This is a genomic window from Streptomyces sp. NPDC046862, assembly GCF_040704615.1.
Lineage (GTDB): Bacteria > Actinomycetota > Actinomycetes > Streptomycetales > Streptomycetaceae > Streptomyces.
Genome location: NZ_JBEYXP010000026.1, coordinates 119,267 through 142,976 on the forward strand (window position 1 = coordinate 119,267; position 23,710 = coordinate 142,976).

The following is a 23,710-nucleotide window of genomic DNA, read 5'->3' on the forward strand; positions in this document are numbered from 1 at the left end:
CTTCGTGCCGTGCCCCGCGCCGGTCAAGAACGCCTCGCGCCAAGCCACTTCTCGTACGACCACACCGCCACCGCCACCGTCAGCGCTCCCAGCAGCCAGCCGCCCAGCACGTCCGTCGCCCAGTGCACGCCCAGCCAGATCCGGGTCACACCGACGCCCACGACGGAGACCACCGACACGGTGACCGCCGTCCGCCACACCACGCGTCCGGCGCCGTAGAGGTGCAGCAGCCACAGCACCAGGCCGCACACCACCGTGGCCGTCATGGCATGGCCCGAGGGGAACGCCGCGTAGTGGGCCGAGTCCACGGGGTCGGGCCACACGGGCCGTTGACGGTCGATCGCGGCCTTCAGGCCCTGCTGCACCAGGGTGCCCAGGGCGCAGGTCACCGCCACCCACAGGGCGAGCATCCGGGCCGCGTGTCTCCACACGAGCCACACGACGGCGGCCGCGGCGACGAGACGCATCGTCACCGGGTCCCAGACCCAGTCCGTCAGGATGCGGAACACGTGGGTGACGCCCCGCTCGTCGACCGCCCAGCCGTGCGTGGTGCGCGCGACGTCGCCGTCGAGCGACATCAGCGGCTGCCAGGAGGCGGCCACCAGCAGCAGGAGCAGCACGAAGGGCAGGGCGAGGGCGCCGGCGGTGCGTACGACGGTCCGGCTGCCGGGCGGTCGGGGCGGTGAGGCGACGGACGCGGGGTGCATAAGACGATCCTCGCCGAACTGTGGGGCCGGAGGCCAATGCCGGAACGTGAGGTTCCCATCACGTGGCGCGACGGGAACCATGTCGTCCGGTTGGCTCGTTGAGTTATGCCCGGAGGGCCCCCGCGAGTTCCGGTCGCGTCGCGGGCGACGTGCCCCGAGCGGTCAGCCCAGCGCCCGCAGCCCAGGTACGAAGGCAACCAGCAGGGGGATCACCGGTACCAGCGCCGCGGCCGCCGTCAGGCGGAGCCGCCGGGCGGCGGTGAGCCGGTCCGGGGCAGTCAGGAGCCGGTTCACACGCTGCGGGACATGGGCCTCCGGTGTCGGACAGGGGCCGAAGACCCCCCGGTCCTCGTTGAGCCCGACGAGCGCCAGGGCGATCGTGAGACGGCCGAAGCGGCGGGAGGCCATGTCGTCGGCGGCCAGCTCGACCAGCCGGTGCATCTCGTCACGGAACGCCGCGAACACGGGCACCTGCGGAAACCCGTTCGCGAGCGCGGCCGAGCAGTGCAGCAGCCAGTCGTGCCGCGCCCGCGCGTGTCCCTGCTCGTGTGCGAGGACGGCGTCCAGCTGCCGCCCTTTCAGACGCCGCAACGCGGCCGTGGTGATGACCAGTTGGGGCGCCGTGCCCGGCAGCCACCAGGCGTCGGCGCGCTCGCCCTCCAGGACCACGAGACGGTCGGAGCCGGGCTCCTCGCCCGGCAACAGCGGGGCGCGCACCAGGAGTTCGGTCCGCCGCTGCCGGCGGCGCCGACGCGCCCGTACGATCTCCCGGACCAGCATCGCCGCGGTCCACAGGCCACCGCACGCGAGCGCCACGGCGGTCGTCGCGGCCCACGGGTGGCCCGTGCTCAGCGCGTACGCCTCCACCACCTCGTGCGGCGCGGGCGCGAACACATGGCCCCGTACGGCTGCCCAGGCGGCGGCCGCGCTCAGTGTCATCGACAGCGCGCAGCACAGCAGCACGGCGACGACCACGCACTGCCACATCCACAGGGCGACCACCGGTTCACGGTCCGGCCATTCGGCCCGGGCGAGCAGCCGCGGGGCGACGACGGCGGTCAGGGCGCCGAGCAGCATCAGCGCTGCGGGGACCATCATGGGGCGAAGCCTATGAGTGACGCGGCCCACCGGGACATGGTCACGGGCGGCAAAGTGACGCAGACCACGGTTTCGCGCGGCCCTTGGGGCGACGGTCTGTGCCGAGGGGGCCGGTCACAGCGCCAGCAGCATGGCGACCATCGCGATGCCCATCGACAGCCGGCACGCCCGCGCCACTTCGGGCCGGTCGCCCCAGCCCGCGGTGCCGGTGGAGGGGGCGCCTCCCGCGACGGCCGCCGCGGGTATCAGCCGCACACCGGCCCACAGGACGTACGCGGTGAAGTACAGCAGGAGCGCACCGGTCAGCAGGGGCACTCCGGAGGCGCCGTGCGCGCCATGGGCACCGGGGGCGGCGGCCATCACCGCCGCCATGTAGACCATCGCCAGCGCGCCCACCGAGTGGTGCAGGTGGTGCGGGCCCGACCGGGCCGCCCACAGCGCGCGGACCGCGGCCGCGCCGAACACGGCCGCGTACGCCGCCCAGACCCAGCGCGGCGGCGCCAGAGCCGCGGCTGGCACCGCCATCAGGGCCATGCCGAAGCCCATGAGCGCCTCGCCACCGGCGGCGCGGCGCTGTTCCTCGACGGCGCTGCGCGTGCGCAGCAGGCAGTACAGGCCGGTCGCCGCACACAGCGCGACCAGCAGCCAGCCGGGTGGAACCGGTCCGTGCACCGCGCACCTCCGCGCTCGACGGTTCGGGTGGAGGACGGACAGACGGTCAGGACATGCCCGGAGGGCGTGGCGCGCACGCGAGCGCACAGGAGTACGTGGGGGCGTGCGGGAGGGGGCATGCAGGTGAGCGGGGCGGGAGGCTCGGGGCGTGGCTGCTTGGTCGCCATATGTGCTTCACGAGTAAATTACCTGCTAAGGTTCTTTGGGTGAGCAGCATCAGACCTCCACGCGCACGCCGGTTCCCGCTCACCGGCACACTGCGCCTCGGGCGGCCCTCCGACATCTGGTTCAAGCCCGCGCTCAGCGTGGTCGCGGCGGTGGCCCCGCCGAACCTGACGCTGGTGGCGCTCGGCCGCCTCGACCTCGCCGCGTACGCGATGGCCGGATCGCTCTGCGCGCTCTACGCGCACAACCGCCCGTACGCCTCTCGCGCCCGCGTTCTCGCCGGGGTCGTCCTCGGCATGCTCGGCGGACTCGGTATCGCGCTCGTCACGGCCTCGCTGACCACCGACCCCGTCGTCCTGGTCACCGTGGGAGCGCTGCTCGCCGCCGCGCAGAAGGCCCTGTGCGACGCGACCCGCCTCGGGCCGCCCGCCAACGTCATCTTCACTTTCGTCAGCTCCGCGGCCCTGTTCGTGCCGCAGAACCTCGACCAGGTCCCCGGCCATCTCGCGACGGCCGCCGTGGCGGGTGTCTGGGCCTGGATCGTGTGCATGGCCCCCGGCCTCCTGCGGCCGCACGGACCGGAGCGCCGGGCCGTCGCACAGGCCCTCCACGCGGCCGCCGCCCACGCCACGGCGAGCTCCGGGACGGTCGGTGCGCAGACCAGGGCCCGTGGCGCCGCCGCCGTCCAGGCCGCCTGGCGGGCGCTGTTCTCCGCCGGCGACCGCTCGGCACCCCGGCACGCCCTGGAACGGCTTCTGGTGCGCGCCGAGGTCGCGCTCGCCGCGCCCGCCGACGCCGAGCCCGAGCGACTGCGCGCCTGGGCGCGAGCACTGCGCGGCACCGGGCCCGTGCCACAGGCGCGCACCCTGGGGGACGCGGCCGACGACATCCTCGGCGTGGAGGCGGAACGGGCAGCGCCCGCACGATCGTTGTGGCGCGTCCTCGGTCCGCTCGCGCCCCTCGCCGTCCGCACCGCGCTCGGATGCGCCCTCGCCGGGTACGCCTCCCTCGCGCTCGGCGTCGGGCGCCCCTACTGGGCCCTGGTCACCGCGGCCTCGCTCTACCAGGCCAACCTCACCCTCACCTGGAACCGCGCCGTACAGCGTGTCGTCGGCAACCTCGTGGGCGTCCTGGCCTTCGTGGCCGTCGCTCCGCTCGCCCATCTCGGCCCGCTCGCCCTCGTGCTGTGCTGCCTCGCTCTCAGCTTCGGCGCCGAGGCGCTGATCAGCCGCAACTACTGGCTCGGCAGTGTCTGTGTCACCCCGATGGCACTCCTCGTCACCGAGTTCGCACGGTTCCAGCGGCCGGCCGAGCTGATCACCGACCGGATCCTGGACACCCTCGTCGGCGCCCTCGTGGGCTTCGCGGCGGCGGTCGCCGTCACCAACCGGCGTGCGGGCGACCGTGTCGAGAGCGCCCTCGCCGTGGTCGAGCGCGCCCGCGAACACGCCGCGCGGACCGTCGCCGACGCCTGTGCCACCCCCGGCGCACTGGAGACCGCCCGCCGTGGCCTCGCCGCCGCACTCGTCGATCTGCGCGCCACCGTCGACGCCGCGGCGGGGGAGTGGTGGCAACGCGAACTGCCCGAGGAGCGGGTCATGCGCGCCGAGCGGGCCGGACACCGTACGCTCGCGGCGACGGTACGACGACACGCTGCGGAGGGCACACCGGCATGACGGCAGGCAACGGGCGGACTGTCACCGGGGACACGGTGGCCAAGGTGGTGGGCCAGTGGCAGACGGTCCACCCCGACCTGGACACCGGTCCCATGGAGATCATCGGCCGGGTGAACCGCTGTGCCTCACTCCTCCAGCAGGCCGAGGACGCGCCACTGCGCCGCGCCGGGCTGGCCCGCCCCGAGTTCGACGTCCTCGGCACCCTGCGCCGCACCGGCCACGAACTGACCCCCAGTGAGATCGCCCGCGAGACCTTCTCCTCGGGCGCCGCCGTCACCAAACGCCTCAAGCTGCTGACCGAACGCGGGCTGGTCGAGCGGCGCGGCGACGCCCGTGACCGCCGTGTGGCCCACGTACGGCTGACCGACGCCGGACGTGATCTCGTCGACGCGATCCTCCCCGAGCAACTCGCCTACGAGAGGGCCGTGCTGTCCGGGGTCGAGGCCGACCAGCAGCGCGACCTCGCCGCGCTGCTGGGCGAGTTGCTGATCCAGCTGGAAGGCAGACTCGGCGCCCCACGCGTCTGACGGCCCTCACACCGGTTCCCGGCCCGCGGGTGTACGCCGGCTCTCAGATCCCCGGGCGGTAGCGCAGCGGATGGTCCGCGGGGATCTCGACGAGCACGATCTGAGTGCCGTCCGGGTCCGCGATCCACATCTCGACCAGCCCCCACGGCTCCTTCAGCGGAGGCCGGCGCACGTCCACCCCGGCCTTCGTCAGTTCCTCGTGCGCCGCCGTCACGTCCGCGACCTGGAGCCACAGCTTCAGCGCGGGCGACGGCGGGGTCTCGGAGCGGCCCGCGACCTCCAGGAAGCCGCCGCCGAGGAAGTACACGGTGCCGCGCTCGGGGCCCGTGCCGAACTCGCGGTACACGGGAAGGCCCAACTGCTCGCCGTAGAAGGCGCGGGAGCGGTCGGGGTCGGTGGGACGAAGGAGGACGCGGCTGCTCAGTACGTGGACCATACAGGTGAAGCGTAATGGTCCGAGGGCTACGCTCACGGGTGCCCGCGCCGTGCCGCCGACCGATCCAGGAGCCAGCCCATGGACACCGCCGCCACCGACCTGTCCTTCCGCGACGCGACCGACGCCGATGTGGACGCCCTCGTCGCGCTGATCGAGTCGGCCTACCGCGGGGACTCCAGCAGGACCGGCTGGACCACCGAGGCGGACATCCTTCAGGGGCAGCGCACCGACCCCGAGGGCGTGCTCGCGGTCATCAAGTCGCCCGACAGCCGTCTGCTCACCGTCGAGCGCGACGGCACCGTGGTCGCCTGCTGCCAGCTCGAGCACCGCGGCGACCACGCCTACTTCGGGATGTTCGCCGTCAGCCCGCGGCTCCAGGGCGCCGGACTCGGGAAGGTCATCATCACGGAGGCCGAGCGGACCGTGCGCGAGACCTGGGGCGCCAGGGAGATGCACATGACCGTGATCTCCGTACGCGACGACCTCATCGCCTGGTACGAGCGGCGCGGCTACCGCCGTACGGGACGGATGACCCCCTTCCCGTACGGCGACGAGCGGTTCGGCATCCCGCAGCGCGACGACCTGCAGTTCGAGCTGCTGGTCAAGGAGCTGGTGTAGCCGGGCGAACCGTCCGCGGGACCGTTACGCCGTGAAGCGGCCCGTGCGCTTGATCTCCGGGTAGTCGGTCGTCGCGCCGTCCAGCTGCAGAGCGCGCACCAGCCGCAGGTGGTCCTGCGTGTTCACCACCCAGCCGATGATCCTGAGGTCCGCCTTGCGGGCATGCTCGACGACCTCCAGGGTGATCCGCCGGATGTTCAGGACGAGCGTGGTCGCGCCGACCGCCGTGGCGCGCGCCACGACGTCCGTGCCGTACCGGCTGGCCACCAGCGCGGTGCGCACGCCCGGGACGAGCCGGGCGATCTCGGAGAGAGCCTCGTCGTGGAAGGACAGCACCTCCACGCGCGAGACGAGGTCACGGCGGTGCATCACCTCCGCGAGCGCCCGCGCCGCCGCCACGTCCTTGATCTCGGCCTGGAGCGGGGCCTTCACCGCGTCCAGGACCTCCTCGAACGTCGGGACGCGCTCACCACGCCCGGCGTCCAGGGCGCGCAGCTCGGCGAGGGTCTTGTCGGCGATGGCCCCGATGCCGTCCGTCGTACGGTCCACGTCGGCGTCGTGCATGACGACGAGGGCGCCGTCCTTGCTCAGGTGGAGGTCGCATTCGATGACGTCGAGGCCGGCCGCTTGCGCGGCGACGAAGGACCGCAGGGTGTTCTCGGGCTCGACACCCATGATTCCGCGATGACCGATGGTGAGGAAGTTCAAGGTTGACTCGCTTCCGTCGACGGCGGCTCGGGCCGCGTGGCCGGAAGGGAGCGCTCCACGCGGCAAGGCCGCAGCGTAGTCGTCCGCACGCGCGATGCATCCGGTCGTGCACGGGGTCGTGAGGGCGTACGCCGCCGGAGAACAGGAAGGTTCCCTCACCGACCGCGGGGATTCGGTCACCCGTGGGTGGGCGAGTCCGGCGAACGTTTGACTCCCGTCACACGAGTGTCCGCGGCGGGCTCACCTGAAGGGTCGAGCCTAGCTGAAATCGTCGCCAAACCATCCTCCGGCAGGAAAATTGCCGGTGAATCCGGAGTGTCGCGGGACAACTTCCCGATGGCTGGTCTTGCGGGGACGATCCACCTCTACATACGGTGTCCTTACGCGAGGTTCTCCCGTGGAGGATGGGTCATGACGGAAATTCTTGTGCAAGTGGGCTCGGAGGGAAAGGTTCCTCCTGGGGGCAAGGTGGTGGATCACCCGGCCTGGCCTGTGCTCAAGGGTGCCGTGGAGCAGATCCGGCCATGGCAGTCCAAGGACGGCTCCATCGACTTCGACGCCGAGGGTGCCCCGGACCCGTCGGACGCGGACCTGGCCGTGCGCCGGGTCGTCCATGCCGTCGAGGAGCTCTCGCCGCTGCTGCCGCACGACGCCGAGTACCACCAGGCGCTCGTGAAGGACCTGCGCCGCTGGGCCGACGAGGGCTTCGAGGTGCCCGACTTCCTCGACTCGCTGCTCGCCTTCCAGCCCGCGGCCCACCGCGAGGACGGCCTGCAGCACCTGGTCGTCTTCCCGATGTACACGCAGAACGGCAACCCGGACCGCAACCTGGAGGCCGTCGTCCTGCGCATGGTGTGGCCGGACTGGCTGGCCGAGCTGGAGCGCACCCGCTACGACAACCCGCTGTTCTGCGGCATCACCTTCGAGGACTTCACCGCCGGCTACGACACCAACTCGGCCGTCCTCTTCCCGGAGACGATCGCCGTGCGCGAGGCGCCGGAACGGTTCTCCTGGGGCGGTATCTTCTGCGACCGCGAGGCCGCCCGCTTCCGCCGCGTCACCGAGGCCGCCGTCGGCATCCTCGGGCTCGAACTGCCGGGCGACGTCCGCGAGATGGTCACCGACCAGGACCGCTGTCAGCAGGCGTTCGTCCTGTGGGACATGGTCCACGACCGTACCCACAGCCACGGCGACCTGCCCTTCGACCCCTTCATGATCAAGCAGCGGCAGCCGTTCTGGATGTACGGCCTGGAGGAGCTGCGCTGCGACCTCACCGCCTTCAGGGAGGCCGTGAAGCTGGAGGCCGACGGCTTCCCGCAGGGCCGTGACGTGCAGTACGCGGTGCTGTTCGACCGGATGTTCCGTTTCCCCGTCACCGGTGAGCGCGTCCGCAACTACGACGGCCTCGGCGGTCAGCTCCTGTTCGCCTACCTGCACAAGCACGACGTCGTCCGCTGGACCGACAACAAGCTCTCCATCGACTGGCAGCGCGCTCCTCAGGTCACCAATGAGCTGTGCGCCGAGATCGAGCAGCTGTACCGCGACGGCATCGACCGCCCCAAGATCGTGCACTGGTTCGCCGGGTACGAGCTGGTCTCCACCTACCTCGCCCCGCACCCGGGCTCCCACTGGGCCAAGGGCCCGGATGCCCTGGACCTGACGCAGCCCCCGCGCAAACTCGTCGACGACGTGCTTCCGGACGAGTTTCCGCTGAGCATGTTCTATGAGGCGCTTTCCAAGAAGCTGAAAGCAGTGATCGCCTCGACCCGGGGTATCACCGCGGAGAGCACCCAGCGGGTCGCCGCGTGAGCGCCGCCCGTACCGAGAACGCCCAGCCGGCTCAGGAGGCGACGATGACCAACAGGAACGGGGCACTGAGCGGTGCGGTGATCGCGGTGGCCGGCGCGGGCGGTCCCGCGGGCCGGGCCACGCTGATGCGGCTCGCCGACGCCGGAGCGGTCGTCATCGGCTCCGACAACGACCCGGAGCGGCTCGCCGAGGCCGTGGACGCGGCGCGCTACGCGTACGGCGGCGCCACCGTCATCGGGGACACGGTCGACCTGCTCGACCGGCAGTCCACGCAGGACTGGGCCACCCACATCGAGAAGGACTTCGGGCGCGTCGACGGCCTCGTCCACCTCGTCGGCGGCTGGCGCGGCAGCGAGACCTTCACCAGGACCAACCTCGACGACTGGGACCTGCTGGAACTGCTGCTCGTCCGCACCGTGCAGCACACCTCCCTCGCCTTCCACGAGGCGCTGCAGAACAGCGAGCGCGGCCGGTACCTCCTGATCAGTGCCGCGGGCGCGAGCAAACCGACCGCGGGCAACGCCGCCTATGCCGCCGCCAAGGCCGCGGCGGAGGCGTGGACGCTGGCACTGGCCGACTACTTCCGCAAGGCGGGCAAGGCCGAGGGGGCCGAGGGACCGACCTCCGCGGCTGCCATCCTGGTGGTGAAGGCGTTGGTGCACGATGCGATGCGCGCCGAGCGCCCCAACGCGAAGTTCGCGGGCTTCACGGATGTCACGGACCTCGCCGAGGCCATCGTCGGCGTCTGGGAGAGGCCCGCCGCCGAAGTGAACGGGAACCGTCTGTGGCTGACCGAGAAGCCGTGAACCCTCCGAAGACCGACGCGCGTCGCCACCACGACCCCGAGATCCGCGGTTTCGCCAGCGACAACTACGCGGGGGCCCACCCGGAGGTGCTCGCCGCCCTGGCCCTGGCCAACGGCGGGCACCAGGTGTCGTACGGCGAGGACGCGTACACGGAGAACCTCCAGGGGGTGATCCGCAGTCACTTCGGCGCGAGTGCCGAGGCGTTCCCGGTCTTCAACGGCACGGGTGCCAACGTCATCGCGCTCCAGGCCGTCACCGACCGGTGGGGCGCGGTGATCTGCGCGGAGACCGCCCACATCAACGTCGACGAGTGCGGGGCGCCCGAGCGGGTCGGCGGGCTGAAGCTGCTCACCGTCCCGACACCCGACGGCAAGCTCACGCCCGAGCTGATCGACCGGCAGGCGTACGGCTGGGACGACGAGCACCGTGCGATGCCGCAGGTCGTCTCGATCGCCCAGAACACCGAACTGGGCACCGTCTACACGCCCGACGAGATCCGCGCGATCTGCGAGCACGCCCACGCTCACGGCATGAAGGTGCACGTGGACGGCTCCCGGCTGGCCAACGCTGCCGCCTCCCTGAACGTCCCCATGCGCACGTTCACCAACGCGGTCGGTGTCGACATCCTCTCGCTCGGCGGGACCAAGAACGGCGCCCTGTTCGGTGAGGCGGTCGTCGTCATCAACCAGGATGCCGTCAGCCACATGAAGCACCTGCGCAAGCTGTCCATGCAGCTCGCGTCCAAGATGCGCTTCGTCTCGGTGCAGTTGGAGGCCCTGCTCGCCAGGGACCTGTGGCTGCGCAACGCCCGGCACGCCAACGGGATGGCCCAGCGGCTCGCCGAGGGGGTGCGCGCGGTCCACGGCGTGGAGATCCTCCACCCGGTGCAGGCCAACGCGGTCTTCGCGCGCCTGCCGCACGACGTGAGCGAACGGCTGCAGAAGCGCTACCGCTTCTACTTCTGGGACGAGGCGGCCGGCGATGTCCGCTGGATGTGCGGGTTCGACACGACCGAGGAGGACGTGGACGGGTTCGTGGCGGCGGTGAAGGAGGAGATGGCGCGGTAGCCGCGCTCACCCCGGCACCTTCCAGGCGCTGCATAGGTATGCGATCACTCGAAAAGTCATTGACTCTTGGGTGATCGTCTTCCTATGCTCCACGGGTATGCAGCTGATCCAGGAAACCCCTGACCTGTCCGCCTACTTGGCCGCCGACGAGGTCATCGACCACCACCATCCCCTCGTGCGGGAGACGGCCGTGCGGCTCGCTCGCGAGGTGGAGGACTCGTATGCCTATGCGCTGGCGGCTTTTGAGTTCGTGCGGGACGCCATTCCGCACTCCCAGGACTCGGGGGACCTCCGTGTCACCTGGCGGGCCTCCGACGTTCTTGAGCGGGGCACGGGCATCTGCTACGCCAAGGCCCACGCTCTGGCCGCGCTGCTGAGGGCCGAGGACATCCCGACCGCCCTCTGCTATCAGCGGCTCGCGCAGGACGACGGCAGTGGTCACGTCGTGCACGGTCTGGTCGCCGTACGGTTCAACGGCGCCTGGCACCGTCAGGACCCGCGGGGCAACAAGCAGGGGGTGGACGCGCAGTTCTCCCTCGGGGGTGAGCGACTGGCCTTCGTGGCCGACCCGGAGTCCGATGAGTTGGACTATCCGGTGCTGTACGCCCAACCGCACCCGGCCGTACTGGGCGTCCTCAAGGCCGCCCCGGACCGGCCGTGCCTCTGGAAGACGCTCCCCGCCGCACTGTGAGGCCTGCTGGAACCCGTGACCGTCGTCAGTGGGCCTCCGCCGCGCGGACCTCTTCCGGTGTCGGCGCCGTGCCGCCCAGGTGCGCGGGCATCCACCAGGTGTCGTCCGGGCCCTTGGGGCGCACGGGGTAGGCGCGCTGGGCGGCCTCCAGAAGCTCCTGGACCCGCTCCCGCACCTGCCGGGTGATGGCGCCCGCGTACTTGTCCTTGGAGGCTTCGACGGCCTCGCCGACACGGATCGTGATCGGGGTGTGGCTGCGCTTGAAGTTGCGCGGGTGCCCCTTGGTCCACAGTCGCTGCGTGCCCCACAGGGCCATCGGCACCACCGGGACACCCGCCTCCTGCGCGAGGCGGGCGGCACCCGACTTGAAGCTCTTCAGCGTGAACGACCGCGAGATCGTGGCCTCGGGGAAGATGCCCACGATCTCCCCGGACCGCAGTGAGTCCAGCGCGTGCGCGTACGCGGCCTCGCCCTGGTTCCGGTCCACCGGGATGTGCTTCATGCCCCGCATGAGTGGTCCGGAGATCTTGTGCCGGAACACCGACTCCTTCGCCATGAAGCGCACCAGGCGCTTCTGCGGAAGCGCGGCGAGGCCGTCGAAGATGAAGTCCAGATAGCTGATGTGATTGCTCACCAGCACGGCACCGCCCGACCGCGGGATGTTCTCCGAGCCCTTGCAGTCGATCTTCAGGTCCCAGGCCTTGAAAAGGGTGCGTGCAAGGCCGACGACGGGGCGGTAGACAAGCTCAGCCATGGGACGGGGTGGACCCTTCTCTCTGCCAGGGAAGGAGGGCTCCCGGCGGGAAGTTACGCAGCCGTAGGTTTACGGCATCTCGCAGATGGTGCCCCAAGAACGCACGGGGAACCAGTCCTGGTGCCGGGGAAGTGCGAGATCCTCGTCACGTCGCCTGCCTGAACACCTCCTGAATCCTGCCCGCCCTCACTCCGTACGTACGGTCAATCGCCGGACGAACAGGAACATTTCGCACCCCAGGCAGTATCCGAACGCGGCGTTGAGGAACGCCGCCGCGAGCGCCGCACCGGTCGCCGCGAGCCCCAGCCACTCGGGGCCGATCGTGTACCCGGCGAGTCCCACGGCGGCGAAGACGAACCCGACCGCCTGTGCGAACCGCGGCGGTTCGGGCGCCTCGAACTCGGTGGGCGGGCCGAGCCGCGGCCGTACGGCCTTCCGGAACAGCAGGCCGTACGGTGACCGCGCCACTCCGCCGGCCGCACCGAGCGCGAACGCGAAGGTCTGCCAGGCCAGCAGCCAGGCGCTGCCGGTGATCAGCACGATCGCCAGTACTACGGTCGTCAGGGCCGCACCGAAGCGCGGGCCCCTCACGTCGATGTCCATGAATCAAGCATTCCGCATAGGGCACGCTTGGTGGAGTCGGGAATCTTTGCAGTCTCATGAACGCTGAAGCGGACGATGACAGGACTGGTGGTGTGCGTGGTGGTGCTCGCGGCGGCGAGCGCCTACGGAGTGCTGCAGCGGCGGCGGAGCGGGAGGGTCAGGGTGCGCGTGCGGGACGGCGACAAGCGGCTCGGTGCTGCGGAGTTGGGGGAGGGGCTCGGCGAACGGGCCACGCTCGTCCAGTTCTCCAGCGCCTTCTGCGCGCCCTGCCGGGCCACCCGGCGGGTACTCGCCGAGGTCGCCGGGATGGTCCCCGGGGTCACCCACGTGGAGATCGACGCCGAGCAGCACCTCGACCTCGTACGCCGCCTCGACATCCTCAAGACCCCCACCGTGCTCGTCCTCGACGCCGACGGCCGCATCCTGCGCCGCGCCACCGGCCAGCCCCGCAAGGCGGACGTGATCGCGGCCATCGGCGAGGCGGTGTGAGCCGCCAGGGCCCGGGCCGGCCGGTGGCCGCGTCCCCGGCGGAGGGGTCCCTGATGGCGCTCCGCGCCGGGCGGTCGGGCCGGCCGGCGGCGGCCGGCCCTCGGGGGCGGGGGCTTGTGCCCGTGGCCCGTCCTCGCCCGCCGGGGACGCCTCTGCCGGTCCGCCCGCCGGCAGGCTCCGCGCCACGCACGGGGGACGCGTTCGTGAACCGCGTTCCGCGGCCAGGGGGCACGCTGGTGGCGCGGGCTCCGCGGCCGAGGGGCGCGCCTGTGGTGCGGGCTCCGCAACCGAGGGGTGCGTTTGTGGCGCGGTCTTCGCGGCTGGGGTCTTCGATGGCCGGAGGGTTCCGAGGAGCCGGTCGGTCCGTGGCGACCAGGCGGTCCCCCGTGACCGGTCGGTCCGCGACGGACGGTGTGGCCGTCCCCTCCGAACCGGTCGCGGGGCCGGTGGTGAACCGTCTCCCAGATGCCGGGACGCACTTGACTGTACGCGTCACCTATCGTCAGCCTGACCGCATGCCCCCGGAACTCCTTCTCTTCGAGCGCGTCCACGTGGACCTCGCCCGGACGGCGAGCGCGCGCTGTCCGGACTGTTGAGCAGCCACGGACCATTCCCCACCCTCGGCTTCGCCCGAGCGGGGGGACACCCACGTCGCCTCCCGCAGAAGGACAACTCCATGACCGCCGGCCCCGGCCTCGGCACCGCTCAGCTCGCCTCTCCCGACCTCCTCCGCTCCGTCTTCCGCCGGCACGCGGCCGGAGTGGCCGTGATCACGGCGCAGGACGGCGACACGCCCGTCGGCTTCACCGCCACCTCGCTCACCTCGGTCTCCGCCGAGCCCCCGCTGCTCTCCTTCGGTATCAGCACCGGAGCCTCCAGCTGGCCCGTGATCTCCCGGGCGGACCACGTCGGCGTGCACATACTCGGCGAACACCAGCGTGAGTTGGCCGCCACCTTCGCCCGGAGCGGCGCCGACCGCTTCGGTGCACCCACCAAATGGCGTACGGGAGCGGAAGGCGTTCCCGTCCTGGACGACGTGCTCGCCTGGCTCGTCTGCCGCGTGGTGGCGCGGGTCCCCGCGGCGGACCAGCGCATCGTCCTCGCGGAGGTCGTCCTCGGTGATCCCTCGGGGGCGGGCAGCCCGCTGCTGTACCACCAGGGGCGCTTCAACGGTCTGCGCGAGTAACGTTTGCCGCGGACTCCCACTTGATTACGCAGCGTTGTCAAGGTCACAGTTCAAAGCGCTTGCTTAGAGGGAACCTACTGCGGGAACCTAAGGTGCGTACTGGTGAGTAATATTTCGCCGGGAGCGCGGGTCGCCCCGACCGGGATCGGCCGCTTCAGGCGCCTATGCTGCCTGGTGGAAGGCAGCTCGGAAATGACGATGCAGTAGGAGAGCCGGCGTGAGCTTGAGGATCGTTGTCACTGTGAAGTACGTGCCCGACGCCACTGGCGACCGGCACTTCGCCGATGACCTGACCGTCGACCGGGACGACGTGGACGGTCTGCTCTCGGAGCTCGACGAGTACGCGGTCGAGCAGGCCCTGCAGATCGCCGAGGACGCCGACGACGCCGAGATCACCGTGCTCACCATCGGCCCCGAGGACGCCAAGGACGCGCTCCGCAAGGCGCTTTCGATGGGTGCCGACAAGGCGATCCACGTCGAGGACGACGACCTGCACGGTACCGACGCCATCGGCACCTCCCTGGTCCTGGCCAAGGCCATCGAGAAGGCCGGCTACGACCTGGTGATCTCCGGTATGGCGTCCACCGACGGCACCATGGGTGTCGTACCGGCGCTGGTCGCCGAGCGCCTGGGCGTGCCGCAGGTGACCCTGCTCTCCGAGGTGTCCGTCGAGGACGGCGTGGTCAAGGGCCGCCGTGACGGCGACGCCGCCTCCGAGCAGCTGGAGGCCTCCCTCCCGGCCGTCGTGTCGGTCACCGACCAGTCGGGTGAGGCGCGCTACCCCTCCTTCAAGGGCATCATGGCGGCCAAGAAGAAGCCGGTTCAGTCCTGGGACCTGGAGGACCTGGAGATCGAGGCCGAGGAGGTCGGTCTGGAGGGCGCCTACACGGTCGTCGACTCCGCGGCCGAGCGTCCGGCGCGCACCGCAGGCACGATCGTCAAGGACGAGGGCGAGGGCGGCAAGCAGCTCGCTGAGTTCCTCGCGGGCCAGAAGTTCATCTAGAGGCTCCGCAGTCGCTTACCGCCCCGCACACTTCGCAAGCAGGAGAGAAGAAGTCCCATGGCTGAAGTCCTCGTCTACGTCGACCACGTGGACGGTGCCGTCCGCAAGCCCACCCTGGAGCTGCTGACCCTGGCCCGCCGCGTCGGCGAGCCGGTCGCCGTCGCCCTCGGCGCCGGCGCCGCCGACACCGCCGCAGCGCTCGCCGAGCACGGCGCGGCTCGGGTCCTCACCCACGAGGCCGCCGAGTACGCCGACTACCTGGTCGTCCCGAAGGTCGACGCCCTCCAGGCCGCCTACGAGCAGGTGTCCCCGGCCGCCGTACTCGTCCCGTCCTCCGCCGAGGGCAAGGAGATCGCCGCCCGCCTGGCGCTGCGCATCGGCTCCGGCATCATCACCGACGCCGTCGACCTCGAGGCCGGCGACGAGGGCCCGGTGGCCACGCAGTCCGTCTTCGCCGCGTCCTTCACCACCAAGTCCCGCATCGCCAAGGGCACCCCGGTCATCACGGTCAAGCCCAACAGCGCCGCCGTGGAGGCCGCCCCGGCCGCCGGCGCGGTCGAGGCGCTGAGCGTCTCCTTCTCGGAGAAGGCCACGGGCACCAAGGTCACCGGCCGTACGCCGCGTGAGTCGACGGGCCGTCCGGAGCTCACCGAGGCCGCGATCGTGGTCTCCGGCGGCCGTGGTGTCAACGGCGCGGAGAACTTCGCGATCATCGAGGCGCTCGCCGACTCGCTCGGCGCCGCCGTGGGTGCCTCGCGTGCCGCCGTCGACGCCGGCTGGTACCCGCACTCCAACCAGGTCGGCCAGACCGGCAAGAGCGTGTCGCCGCAGCTGTACATCGCCTCCGGTATCTCGGGTGCGATCCAGCACCGCGCCGGTATGCAGACGTCCAAGACGATCGTGGCGATCAACAAGGACGCCGAGGCCCCGATCTTCGACCTGGTCGACTACGGCATCGTCGGCGACCTGTTCGACGTCGTCCCGCAGCTCACCGAAGAGGTCAAGACCCGCAAGGGCTGATCCCAGCGGCGTACGGGGCCCTCGTGATCGCACCGGGTGCGCTCGCGAGGGCTTCGGCGTGTTCCCGGCCGCCGCTCAGCCCAGAGTGAGCGAGGCCTGCACCGGCATATGGTCGCTCGGATACATTCCGTCGATGGAGAAGGTGTTCATCGACGCCCAGTGCGTGGTCACCCCGGGCGTGGTGAGAATCCAGTCGATGCGTCTGCCGTTCGGTCTCGGCGACTTGTAGCCGTGGTACGTACCGTAGGCCGGACCGCGCGTGCCCGCCTTGTCCCAGGCGTCCACGAGTCCGGCGTCCAGCATCAGGTCGTAGACCCGGTTCTTGTGGGCCGCCGCGTTGAAGTCGCCGGTGACGATGACCGGCAGTGAGCGGTCGAACTTGGCGATCGTCTTTTCGATGAGCTGTGCGGAGCGCTCGCGGGCGTACTGGCTCACGCTGTCCAGATGGGTGTTGAGCGCGTAGAACTCCCGTCCTCCATGGGCGAGATCGGCGAAGCGGACCCAGGTCACCATGCGCAGCCAGTCCGCCCCCCAGGTGTTGGAGGCGATCACGTATGGCGTGTCTGAGAGCCAGAAGTGGTCGTACTCGATCGGCTCCAGTCTGCGGGTGTCGTAGAAGATGGCCATGAACTCGTCCTTGCTGCCACCCCCACGACCCGTCCCGATCCAGTCGTAGTGGCCGCCGAGGTCCTTTTCGATCATGCGCAGCTGCTGGTAGAGCCCTTCCTGGGTGCCGATGACGTGTGGTTGCTCGCGGCGCAGCAACTCCCGCATGACCGGGCGGCGCACGGACCAGCGCGGGCTGTCGTCGACGACGGTCGCGAAGCGGACGTTGAACGTCATGACGTTCAGGGCGCCCGCGTGCTCGCCGGCCGCCGCGGGCAGTGTGGACCCCGCCGTGGTGAGCAGCGGTGCGGCGATGGCGGCGGCCGCCGCGGTCTTCAGACCTTGGCGGCGCGTCACTCGTGCGTCGTTCGGCACGCGGTCTCCCCCCTTTGGGAGTCAGGATGAAGGGTGCGTACTGGAATACGGAAGAAAACGGTGGGACTGCAGTGATCATGGCGCATCACACACCGGCAGGGGTGCCGCGGGGTGCCCGGCGAGGGCATAGGGGGTGTTGACCGGGTGAGAGCCGCCGGATAGCTTCGCCATGCGGACTAATGATTCCGTTCAGCGGAAAGTTGGAGGTCTGGGATGGGGCAGGACGGGATGAGGCAGGGCCGACAGGAGCACGTGGCGACGAGCCTCGCGGGTGCCGTCAGCGAGGAGATCAGCGCCTCCCTCGCCCCGGTCGACGCCGAGCTGGCGCGCCGCTACCCCGGTGACCCCGGCACCCGTCAGCCCGTCCACACCGTCTACGTCCCCGCGGACGCCTTCGCCGCCGACACGATCCGTTCCTGGGGCGACCGGGCCCTCGCCGCCCTCGACGAGCACGCCCCGGACGCCGCCGCCTTCGGAGCCGCGCTCGGCCTGACCGACGACCTCGCGGAGCCGGTCCACGACCGCGTCCGCGCCAAACTGGAGCGCGAACCCGTCGAGGACCTGCGCGTCGACTTCGAGGACGGCTACGGCGCACGTCCCGACGCCGAGGAGGACGAGACGGCGGCCCGCGCGGCCCGTGTCGTCGCTCAGGCGTACGCGAAGGGCACGGCGGCCCCGTACATGGGCATCCGGATGAAGTGCATGGAATCGCCCGTCCGCGACCGCGGCATCCGCACGCTCGACATCTTCCTCACCGGACTGCTGGATTCCGGGGGCCTGCCCGACGGGCTCGTCATCACCCTGCCCAAGGTGACGTACGCCGAGCAGGTCACCGCCATGGTGCGGCTCCTGGAGGCCTTCGAGACGGAACGTCAGCTGCGGCCCGGCCGGATCGGCTTCGAGATCCAGATCGAGACCAGCCAGTCCATCCTCGCCACCGACGGCACCGCGACCGTGGCCCGCATGCTCCAGGCCGCCGAGGGACGCGCCACCGGACTGCACTACGGCACCTTCGACTACAGCGCCTGCCTCGGCGTGTCGGCCGCGTACCAGGCGAGCGACCACCCGGCCGCCGACCACGCCAAGGCGGTCATGCAGGTCGCGGCGGCGGGCACGGGCGTCCGCGTCTCGGACGGCTCCACCAACGTGCTGCCCGTCGGCCCCACCGAGAACGTCCACGCCGCCTGGCGGCTCCACTACGGCCTCACCCGCCGCGCGCTGGCCCGCGCCTACTACCAGGGCTGGGACATGCACCCGGGCCACCTCCCCACCCGGTACGCGGCCGTGTTCGCCTTCTACCGCGAGGGCTTCGAGCAGGCCGCCGCACGCCTGTCCCGGTACGCCAACCGCGCGGGCGGAGACGTGATGGACGAACCCGCGACGGCCAAGGCGCTCAGCGGCTATCTGCTGCGCGGCCTGGACTGCGGCGCGCTCGACGCCGACGAGGTGACCAAGGCGACCGGCGGTCTGACCCGCGCCGACCTGGAGGGCTTCGCGGCACCGCGACGGGCGGATCTGACGATCTCCGGCACGTAGCGGCCGTGTCACAGCGGTGGCCTCCGGTCCGGTCCCGACACTCTCGCCCCGTAGGCTGTACCGACCTCATCGGCATGACACAGGAACGGGGCAGTGGTGTCTTCGGGGGAGAACGGACAGGCGGACGGGACCGGACAGACGGACGGCACCGGCCGGGTCCTCGCCGGACGCTACCGGGTCGTCGAGCGGCTGGGCCGCGGAGGCATGGGCGTCGTCTGGCGGGCCGTCGACGAGGTGCTGGGCCGCGAGGTCGCCGTCAAGGAACTGCGCACCTTCACGGACACCGCCGGGCCCGAACTCGAAGCCCTGCGCCTGCGGATGCAGCGTGAGGCGCGGGCGGCGGCGCGCATCCGGCATGCCGGAGTCGTCGCCGTGCACGACGTCGCCGAGGTCGACGGCCGGCCGCTGATCGTCATGGAGCTGGTGGACGGGCCGTCCCTGGAGCACGTCCTGCGCGAGCGCGGCCCGCTCGACCCGCGCGAGGCGGCCTCGATCGGCGCCAAGGTGATGGACGCCCTCGCCGCCGCCCATCGCGCCGGCGTACTCCATCGTGACGTGAAGCCGGGCAACATCCTGCTGGAGCGCTCGGGCCGGGTCGTCCTCACCGACTTCGGCATCGCGACCATGGAGGATCCCGGCGACGGCGCGACCACCCATCTGACGGGCAGTGGTCAACTCGTGGGCTCGCTGGACTACATGGCGCCCGAGCGGGCCCAGGGCAACGACCCCGGCCCCGCCTCCGACATCTGGGCCCTCGGTGCCACGCTCTATGCGGCCGTCGAGGGCTCCACGCCCTTCCGCCGTACGTCCACCTGGTCGACCCTGACCGCCATCGTGGCCGAGCCGCTGCCGGAACCACACCGCGCGGGCCCGCTCGGCCCCGTACTCGCACAGCTCATGGACAAGCGCCCTGAGGGACGCCCGGACGCGGACCGGGCCCGGCAACTGCTGGAGACGGTGGCGGAGGCGCCCGACACGGACACCCCGACCACGGGACTCCGCGCGCCCCACCCGAGCTCCCCGGAGGCGACGGAACGGAACGTCCCAGCGGGACCGCAGGGATCTGGACCGCCGAGGCCCGGCGCGGACTCCGGGTTCGGGCCACCGCCGACGGACGGGAACGCGGGGGCCGGGACATCGACGCCGAGCGGACAAGGCGGCGCCGGTGCACCGCAGTCGGGCGGCGCAGCCGGGTTCGGCGCACCGCACTCCCCGGGGCACACGAGGTTCGGGGCGCCTCCGCCCGGTGACCCCGCGTCGGCGGTCACGGCCGACACCACCGCTTCCACCTCCACCACCACCCCACCACCCGGACGCCGCAAGGGCCGTGTCCTGCTCGCCGCCGTGGCCGTCACCGTCGTGCTCGCCGCGACGGGCGTCACGATGGCCCTTCTGAACGGCTTGGACCGTTCCGACGACCACGCCCGGTCGTCGACGGACCTCAGCAGCGGCACGACTCCCTCGGACAAGGCGAGCGGGAGTTCCGCGGACCCCTCCAAGGACTCCGGCAACTCCGACAGGCAGGGCGCCAAGAAGTCCCCGACCCCGGACTCGAAGCCGACCCGGCAGGGCGAGGCCACGCCCGAGGCGTCCGCCCCCGCGTCGAAGCCCGCCGACAGCGGCTCCACAGGCGGCGGCTCGGGCGACACGGGCGGTTCGAACAGCGGCGGCACGGCCGGCGGCGGGGCGGAAGCGAGCCCCGATCCCGTGTGCGACGCGGTCGGCGGCGGCAAGTACAACTGCCAGGTGTGGCGCACCGCCAAGTCGTACACCGCCTCCGGCACCGAGGTGGGCGTCCTCAACGCGGGCACCAACTACTTCTACTGCCAGCAGAACCTGGGCCGCCGCGAGACCTCCGGCGAGTGGACCAACGTGTGGTGGGCCAGGACGGACGACGACAGCGGCAACACGAACGTCTTCGTCAGTGACGTCTACATCAAGGGCGGCGACAACGACGAGCCGGTGCCGGGCCTTCCGGTCTGCTGACCTCGCGGACGGCGGGCGGGATCTCACCGAACAGCGGACGCGTCACCCCCACACGTCACCTCACGTACCGCTCCAGCCCGGAGGCGACCACCAGTTTCTCCTCCGCGAACACCCGGGTCCCCCGGGCGCACAGCCGCCGGTCGAAGCGGGCACGTGCGCAGAACTCCTCGGGCGTGACACCGAACAGCTCCCTCAACCTAGGTGTCGAGACGAGGAGTTCGGTGAGCACGGAACGCTGGTCCTGGTGCCTGCGCGGCATACGGCTGCCGTTGTGCAGGACGCCCCGGCGGTTGACGTACACGTACGCACCCCGCAGAGGCCGTCCGGAGTCGTGCTCGGGCTCCACCCGCACGTCGCACGAGGGGAGCCAGGCGCGGTCGTACGACCCCCTCGGCGACATGACGCCCTCGCTTGCGTCGACGACCGCGAGCTGCTCGGCGTCGAGCCAGGTCAGAAACAACTCCCGTACGGCTCCGGGGGAGTTGAACGGCGAAGCCGACACGTATCCCATGAGGCTCACATGCGCCGACACTCCGACATCGAGGCCGGTGACCCGCGCCCTCACCATGGGGATGGGTGTGGTGATGCCGAACTCGGCCATCTTGTGACGGAGTTGCCCCGGGCAGGCGTTCGAGCCGACCGCGAGCACCGGGACGCGGCCCTCGAACGTGTCGTGGGGGTCCAGCGGTAACATCCGGTCACCCTTGAGGAGGCCGGACTCCCGCGGCCAGGTGCCCGGATAGCTCAGCGGTTCCTCGCGCGGAGCCAGGCCGAGGCCCAGCTCCTCCAGTGTTCGTCCGCGCACGCGCGGCTCAGTCCGCGGGGGGCAGCTCGCCCGAGCCGCGGGTGATCAGCCGGGTGGGCAGTTCGATGCGCTCCGGGGCGACCAGGTTGCCGTCCAGCTGGCTGAAGAGTCGTTCGGCGGCGGTACGGCCCAGCTGGGCGGAGTCCTGGGCGACCACCGTGACGCCCGGTCGGAGCAGGTCGGCGAGCTCGAAGTCGTCGAAGCCGACGAGGGCGACCGGACGGGTTCGTTCGGCGAGGACCCGTACGACGGTGACGGTCACGCGGTTGTTGCCGGCGAAGATCGCCGTGACGGGCTCGGGACCGGACAGCATCTCCTCGGCCGCCCGGCGCACCCGCTGCGGGTCGGTGACGCCCAGGGACGTCCAGGAGTCCGCGACGGGTATGCCGGCGTCCGCCATGGCCGTGCGATAGCCGCGCAGACGCTCGGCGGCGGTGTGGATACGGGGCATGTCACCGATGAACCCGATCCGGCGGTGGCCGTGCGCGATGAGGTGGGCGACGCCGTCACGGGCACCGCCGAAGTTGTCCGACACCACCACGTCGGCGTCGATCCGCCCCGCCGGACGGTCCACGAACACCGTGGCGACTCCCGCCCTGAGCTCGGGCTCCAGATAGCGGTGGTCGTCGCCGGCCGGGATGACCACGAGCCCGTCCACACGGCGGGCGCACAGCGCGAGCACCAGCTCCTGCTCGCGGTCCGGGTCCTCCGCGCTGGAGCCGTTGATCAGCAGGGCGCCGTGGGCGCGCGCCACTTCCTCGACCGCGCGGCTGAGCGGACCGTAGAACGGGTCCGCGAGATCCTCCAGGACCAGACCGATGCTGGCGGTACGGCCCTTGCGCAGCACGCGAGCGCTGTCGTTGCGCCGGAAGCCCAGGGCCTCGATCGCCTCCTGCACACGGCGCTCGGTGTCCGCGGTGACCCCGGGCTCGCCGTTGACGACACGGGAGACCGTCTTCAGCCCCACTCCGGCCCGCGCGGCCACGTCCTTCATGGTCGGGCGGTTGCCGTAGCGTGCTGCGGACTGGCGGTTCGGGAGACGTTCTCCACGGCGGGCGGCGGCCTCGGGCACGATGCGGTGTCCTGTCCTGTTGTCCATGGGGTTGCGGTCAGTCCATGGTGTTGCGGTCGGTCCATGGGGTTGTATGAGGGATGTGGCGTCGAGCATAGAGCCTGGACAACGTTGTCACCTCCGAGGGACACTGTCACGTCCCGGTCCGACGGGTACGACACAGCAGCGGGAGAACTGACACTCATGCACACCGACCTCGTGGCCGCGCTCGACATCGGCGGCACCAAGATCGCCGGAGCGCTGGTGGACGGCCACGGCCGGATCCTCGTGCGCGCCCAGCGCGCGACGCCCGCGCAGGAGGACGGCGACACCGTGATGGGTGCCGTCGAAGGGGTGCTCGGCGAGCTGACGGCCTCCCCGCTGTGGAGCAGGGCGGGGGCCCTCGGTATCGGCAGCGCGGGCCCCGTGGACGCCTCCGCCGGCACGGTGAGCCCGGTGAACGTGCCCGGCTGGCGCGGCTACCCGCTGGTCGAGCGGGTCCGCGCGGCCACGGGCGACCTGCCCGTCGAGCTGATCGGCGACGGTGTGGCCATCACGGCCGCCGAGCACTGGCAGGGCGCGGCCCGCGGCCACGACAACGCGCTGTGCATGGTCGTGTCCACGGGCGTCGGCGGCGGACTCGTCCTGAACGGGCAGCTGCACCCCGGCCCCACCGGCAACGCGGGCCACATCGGCCACATCAGCGTCGACCTCGACGGCGATCTCTGCCCGTGCGGTTCGCGCGGCTGCGTGGAGCGCATCGCCAGCGGCCCCAACATCGCCCGCCGCGCCCTGGAGAACGGCTGGCAGGCGGGGCCCGACGGCGACACGTCGGCCGCCGCGGTGGCCGCTGCGGCGCGGGCCGGTGACGTGGTGGCCCTGGCCTCGTTCGAGCGTGCAGCGCAGGCCCTGGCGGCGGGGATCGCGGCCACCGCCACGCTCGTCGAGATCGACATCGCCGTGATCGGCGGGGGAGTGGGGAAGGCGGGCGACGTTCTCTTCGCCCCGCTCCGTGCGGCGCTCAAGAACTACGCCACGTTGTCGTTCGTCCAGCGGCTGACGGTGACGCCCGCGCAGATGGGGACGGACGCGGGGCTGGTCGGCGCGGCCGCCGCGGCCCTGAGCCGGAGGGCGAGCGCCACGGCGGTGTGAGGGGGCGCGGCTCTTTGGTTCGCCCCCGCCGCCCCTACCTGTCCCAGTCCCGGGGGCGCTGCCCCTTCGACCCCGCCCGGGGCTCCGCCCCGGACTCCCGCTCCTCAAACTCCCCCAGCTACCGCTGGGAGGTGCCCCCAAGGGGCTGAAAATACCGCCCCTCC

Annotated in this window: 24 protein-coding genes; 14 read left to right on the forward strand and 10 right to left on the reverse strand. The window is 71.5% G+C overall.

Annotated features, from left to right (window positions below; all coding sequences use genetic code 11):
- Positions 1-23 precede the first annotated feature (23 nt).
- The 3 genes from AB0959_RS27520 to AB0959_RS27530 all read right to left on the reverse strand — a co-directional run bounded on the left by AB0959_RS27520 (position 24) and on the right by AB0959_RS27530 (position 2,477).
- Positions 24-707, reverse strand: a complete 684-nt coding sequence (locus tag AB0959_RS27520) for a phosphatase PAP2 family protein (RefSeq protein WP_366829255.1) — start codon at positions 705-707, stop codon at positions 24-26.
- A gap of 162 nt (positions 708-869) precedes the next feature.
- Positions 870-1,805: a M56 family metallopeptidase gene (locus tag AB0959_RS27525; protein WP_366829257.1), complete on the reverse strand. Its 936-nt coding sequence runs from the start codon at positions 1,803-1,805 to the stop codon at positions 870-872.
- A 114-nt stretch (positions 1,806-1,919) separates the two neighbouring features.
- Positions 1,920-2,477, reverse strand: coding sequence for a DUF5134 domain-containing protein (locus tag AB0959_RS27530; RefSeq protein ID WP_366829258.1), 558 nt, complete (start codon positions 2,475-2,477; stop codon positions 1,920-1,922).
- Between the two features lie 206 nt (positions 2,478-2,683).
- Between AB0959_RS27530 and AB0959_RS27535 the strand changes: the two genes are divergently transcribed.
- Both AB0959_RS27535 and AB0959_RS27540 read left to right on the forward strand, forming a co-directional pair.
- Entirely contained in the window at positions 2,684-4,318 is a 1,635-nt protein-coding gene (locus tag AB0959_RS27535) for an FUSC family protein (RefSeq protein ID WP_366829259.1), read from the forward strand.
- Positions 4,315-4,845 (forward strand): MarR family transcriptional regulator, encoded by a 531-nt coding sequence (locus AB0959_RS27540; protein WP_366829260.1) that lies wholly within the window; start codon positions 4,315-4,317, stop codon positions 4,843-4,845. The genes AB0959_RS27535 and AB0959_RS27540 overlap by 4 nt, the downstream gene beginning before the upstream one ends.
- Before the next feature lie 43 nt (positions 4,846-4,888).
- Here AB0959_RS27540 and AB0959_RS27545 read toward each other — a convergent pair whose 3' ends face one another.
- Positions 4,889-5,281: a VOC family protein gene (locus AB0959_RS27545; protein WP_366829261.1), complete on the reverse strand. Its 393-nt coding sequence runs from the start codon at positions 5,279-5,281 to the stop codon at positions 4,889-4,891.
- A gap of 78 nt (positions 5,282-5,359) precedes the next feature.
- Here AB0959_RS27545 and AB0959_RS27550 point away from each other — a divergent pair, with 78 nt between their 5' ends.
- Positions 5,360-5,899 carry a GNAT family N-acetyltransferase gene (locus AB0959_RS27550; protein WP_366829262.1) on the forward strand — a complete coding sequence of 180 codons (540 nt, stop codon included), beginning with the start codon at positions 5,360-5,362 and terminating at the stop codon, positions 5,897-5,899.
- 24 nt (positions 5,900-5,923) lie between these two features.
- On the opposite strand, the gene AB0959_RS27555 is transcribed toward AB0959_RS27550, so the two are convergent.
- The gene (locus AB0959_RS27555) at positions 5,924-6,607 is read right to left on the reverse strand and encodes a glycerophosphodiester phosphodiesterase family protein (protein ID WP_366829263.1); all 684 of its coding nucleotides are present in this window, start codon (positions 6,605-6,607) and stop codon (positions 5,924-5,926) included.
- Positions 6,608-7,018: 411 nt separating this feature from the next.
- On the opposite strand from AB0959_RS27555, the gene AB0959_RS27560 reads away from it, so the two are divergent.
- The 4 genes from AB0959_RS27560 to AB0959_RS27575 all read left to right on the forward strand — a co-directional run bounded on the left by AB0959_RS27560 (position 7,019) and on the right by AB0959_RS27575 (position 10,980).
- On the forward strand, positions 7,019-8,416 hold the full coding sequence (locus AB0959_RS27560; protein WP_366829264.1) for a DUF6421 family protein: 1,398 nt from the start codon (positions 7,019-7,021) through the stop codon (positions 8,414-8,416).
- Between the two features lie 44 nt (positions 8,417-8,460).
- Entirely contained in the window at positions 8,461-9,222 is a 762-nt protein-coding gene (locus tag AB0959_RS27565) for an SDR family NAD(P)-dependent oxidoreductase (RefSeq protein ID WP_366829265.1), read from the forward strand.
- Complete coding sequence (locus tag AB0959_RS27570) at positions 9,219-10,289, forward strand: low specificity L-threonine aldolase (RefSeq protein WP_366829266.1); 1,071 nt, start codon at positions 9,219-9,221, stop codon at positions 10,287-10,289. The genes AB0959_RS27565 and AB0959_RS27570 overlap by 4 nt, the downstream gene beginning before the upstream one ends.
- 97 nt (positions 10,290-10,386) lie before the next feature.
- Entirely contained in the window at positions 10,387-10,980 is a 594-nt protein-coding gene (locus AB0959_RS27575; protein ID WP_366829268.1) for a transglutaminase domain-containing protein, read from the forward strand.
- Between the two features lie 25 nt (positions 10,981-11,005).
- Here AB0959_RS27575 and AB0959_RS27580 read toward each other — a convergent pair whose 3' ends face one another.
- Positions 11,006-11,734 (reverse strand): lysophospholipid acyltransferase family protein, encoded by a 729-nt coding sequence (locus tag AB0959_RS27580; RefSeq protein ID WP_366829269.1) that lies wholly within the window; start codon positions 11,732-11,734, stop codon positions 11,006-11,008.
- Between the two features lie 186 nt (positions 11,735-11,920).
- The gene (locus AB0959_RS27585; RefSeq protein WP_366829270.1) at positions 11,921-12,337 is read right to left on the reverse strand and encodes a DUF4395 domain-containing protein; all 417 of its coding nucleotides are present in this window, start codon (positions 12,335-12,337) and stop codon (positions 11,921-11,923) included.
- A 75-nt stretch (positions 12,338-12,412) separates the two neighbouring features.
- Between AB0959_RS27585 and AB0959_RS27590 the strand changes: the two genes are divergently transcribed.
- From AB0959_RS27590 to AB0959_RS27605, 4 genes are all read left to right on the forward strand, one after another.
- Positions 12,413-12,826 carry a thioredoxin family protein gene (locus AB0959_RS27590; RefSeq protein WP_366829271.1) on the forward strand — a complete coding sequence of 138 codons (414 nt, stop codon included), beginning with the start codon at positions 12,413-12,415 and terminating at the stop codon, positions 12,824-12,826.
- 676 nt (positions 12,827-13,502) lie between these two features.
- Positions 13,503-14,012, forward strand: a complete 510-nt coding sequence (locus AB0959_RS27595) for a flavin reductase family protein (RefSeq protein ID WP_366829272.1) — start codon at positions 13,503-13,505, stop codon at positions 14,010-14,012.
- Between the two features lie 217 nt (positions 14,013-14,229).
- Positions 14,230-15,015 (forward strand): electron transfer flavoprotein subunit beta/FixA family protein, encoded by a 786-nt coding sequence (locus AB0959_RS27600; protein WP_366829273.1) that lies wholly within the window; start codon positions 14,230-14,232, stop codon positions 15,013-15,015.
- Between the two features lie 57 nt (positions 15,016-15,072).
- Complete coding sequence (locus AB0959_RS27605) at positions 15,073-16,035, forward strand: electron transfer flavoprotein subunit alpha/FixB family protein (RefSeq protein ID WP_366829274.1); 963 nt, start codon at positions 15,073-15,075, stop codon at positions 16,033-16,035.
- 75 nt (positions 16,036-16,110) lie between these two features.
- On the opposite strand, the gene AB0959_RS27610 is transcribed toward AB0959_RS27605, so the two are convergent.
- A complete protein-coding gene (locus AB0959_RS27610; RefSeq protein ID WP_366829275.1) occupies positions 16,111-17,016 on the reverse strand; it encodes an endonuclease/exonuclease/phosphatase family protein in 906 nt (301 codons plus the stop codon).
- 228 nt (positions 17,017-17,244) lie between these two features.
- Between AB0959_RS27610 and AB0959_RS27615 the strand changes: the two genes are divergently transcribed.
- Positions 17,245-18,552, forward strand: coding sequence for an aldolase/citrate lyase family protein (locus tag AB0959_RS27615; protein ID WP_366829276.1), 1,308 nt, complete (start codon positions 17,245-17,247; stop codon positions 18,550-18,552).
- Between the two features lie 96 nt (positions 18,553-18,648).
- Positions 18,649-20,538 (forward strand): protein kinase, encoded by a 1,890-nt coding sequence (locus tag AB0959_RS27620; protein ID WP_366829317.1) that lies wholly within the window; start codon positions 18,649-18,651, stop codon positions 20,536-20,538.
- Positions 20,539-20,593: 55 nt separating this feature from the next.
- On the opposite strand, the gene AB0959_RS27625 is transcribed toward AB0959_RS27620, so the two are convergent.
- On the reverse strand, positions 20,594-21,343 hold the full coding sequence (locus AB0959_RS27625) for a hypothetical protein (RefSeq protein WP_366829278.1): 750 nt from the start codon (positions 21,341-21,343) through the stop codon (positions 20,594-20,596).
- Between the two features lie 7 nt (positions 21,344-21,350).
- Positions 21,351-22,442, reverse strand: coding sequence for a LacI family DNA-binding transcriptional regulator (locus AB0959_RS27630; RefSeq protein WP_366829279.1), 1,092 nt, complete (start codon positions 22,440-22,442; stop codon positions 21,351-21,353).
- Between the two features lie 156 nt (positions 22,443-22,598).
- On the opposite strand from AB0959_RS27630, the gene AB0959_RS27635 reads away from it, so the two are divergent.
- Entirely contained in the window at positions 22,599-23,546 is a 948-nt protein-coding gene (locus AB0959_RS27635) for an ROK family protein (protein ID WP_366829280.1), read from the forward strand.
- Positions 23,547-23,710: the final 164 nt, after the last annotated feature.

Excerpts from the sequence above, each read along its gene's own strand:
- AB0959_RS27520 (WP_366829255.1), bottom strand. The coding sequence starts at position 707 with ATGCACCCCGCGTCCGTCGCCTCACCGCCCCGACCGCCCGGCAGCCGG.
- AB0959_RS27525 (WP_366829257.1), bottom strand. The coding sequence starts at position 1,805 with ATGATGGTCCCCGCAGCGCTGATGCTGCTCGGCGCCCTGACCGCCGTC.
- AB0959_RS27540 (WP_366829260.1), top strand. The coding sequence starts at position 4,315 with ATGACGGCAGGCAACGGGCGGACTGTCACCGGGGACACGGTGGCCAAG.
- AB0959_RS27545 (WP_366829261.1), bottom strand. The coding sequence starts at position 5,281 with ATGGTCCACGTACTGAGCAGCCGCGTCCTCCTTCGTCCCACCGACCCC.
- AB0959_RS27550 (WP_366829262.1), top strand. The coding sequence starts at position 5,360 with ATGGACACCGCCGCCACCGACCTGTCCTTCCGCGACGCGACCGACGCC.
- AB0959_RS27560 (WP_366829264.1), top strand. The coding sequence starts at position 7,019 with ATGACGGAAATTCTTGTGCAAGTGGGCTCGGAGGGAAAGGTTCCTCCT.
- AB0959_RS27565 (WP_366829265.1), top strand. The coding sequence starts at position 8,461 with ATGACCAACAGGAACGGGGCACTGAGCGGTGCGGTGATCGCGGTGGCC.
- AB0959_RS27575 (WP_366829268.1), top strand. The coding sequence starts at position 10,387 with ATGCAGCTGATCCAGGAAACCCCTGACCTGTCCGCCTACTTGGCCGCC.
- AB0959_RS27580 (WP_366829269.1), bottom strand. The coding sequence starts at position 11,734 with ATGGCTGAGCTTGTCTACCGCCCCGTCGTCGGCCTTGCACGCACCCTT.
- AB0959_RS27585 (WP_366829270.1), bottom strand. The coding sequence starts at position 12,337 with ATGGACATCGACGTGAGGGGCCCGCGCTTCGGTGCGGCCCTGACGACC.
- AB0959_RS27590 (WP_366829271.1), top strand. The coding sequence starts at position 12,413 with ATGACAGGACTGGTGGTGTGCGTGGTGGTGCTCGCGGCGGCGAGCGCC.
- AB0959_RS27595 (WP_366829272.1), top strand. The coding sequence starts at position 13,503 with ATGACCGCCGGCCCCGGCCTCGGCACCGCTCAGCTCGCCTCTCCCGAC.
- AB0959_RS27605 (WP_366829274.1), top strand. The coding sequence starts at position 15,073 with ATGGCTGAAGTCCTCGTCTACGTCGACCACGTGGACGGTGCCGTCCGC.
- AB0959_RS27615 (WP_366829276.1), top strand. The coding sequence starts at position 17,245 with ATGAGGCAGGGCCGACAGGAGCACGTGGCGACGAGCCTCGCGGGTGCC.
- AB0959_RS27630 (WP_366829279.1), bottom strand. The coding sequence starts at position 22,442 with ATGGACAACAGGACAGGACACCGCATCGTGCCCGAGGCCGCCGCCCGC.
- AB0959_RS27635 (WP_366829280.1), top strand. The coding sequence starts at position 22,599 with ATGCACACCGACCTCGTGGCCGCGCTCGACATCGGCGGCACCAAGATC.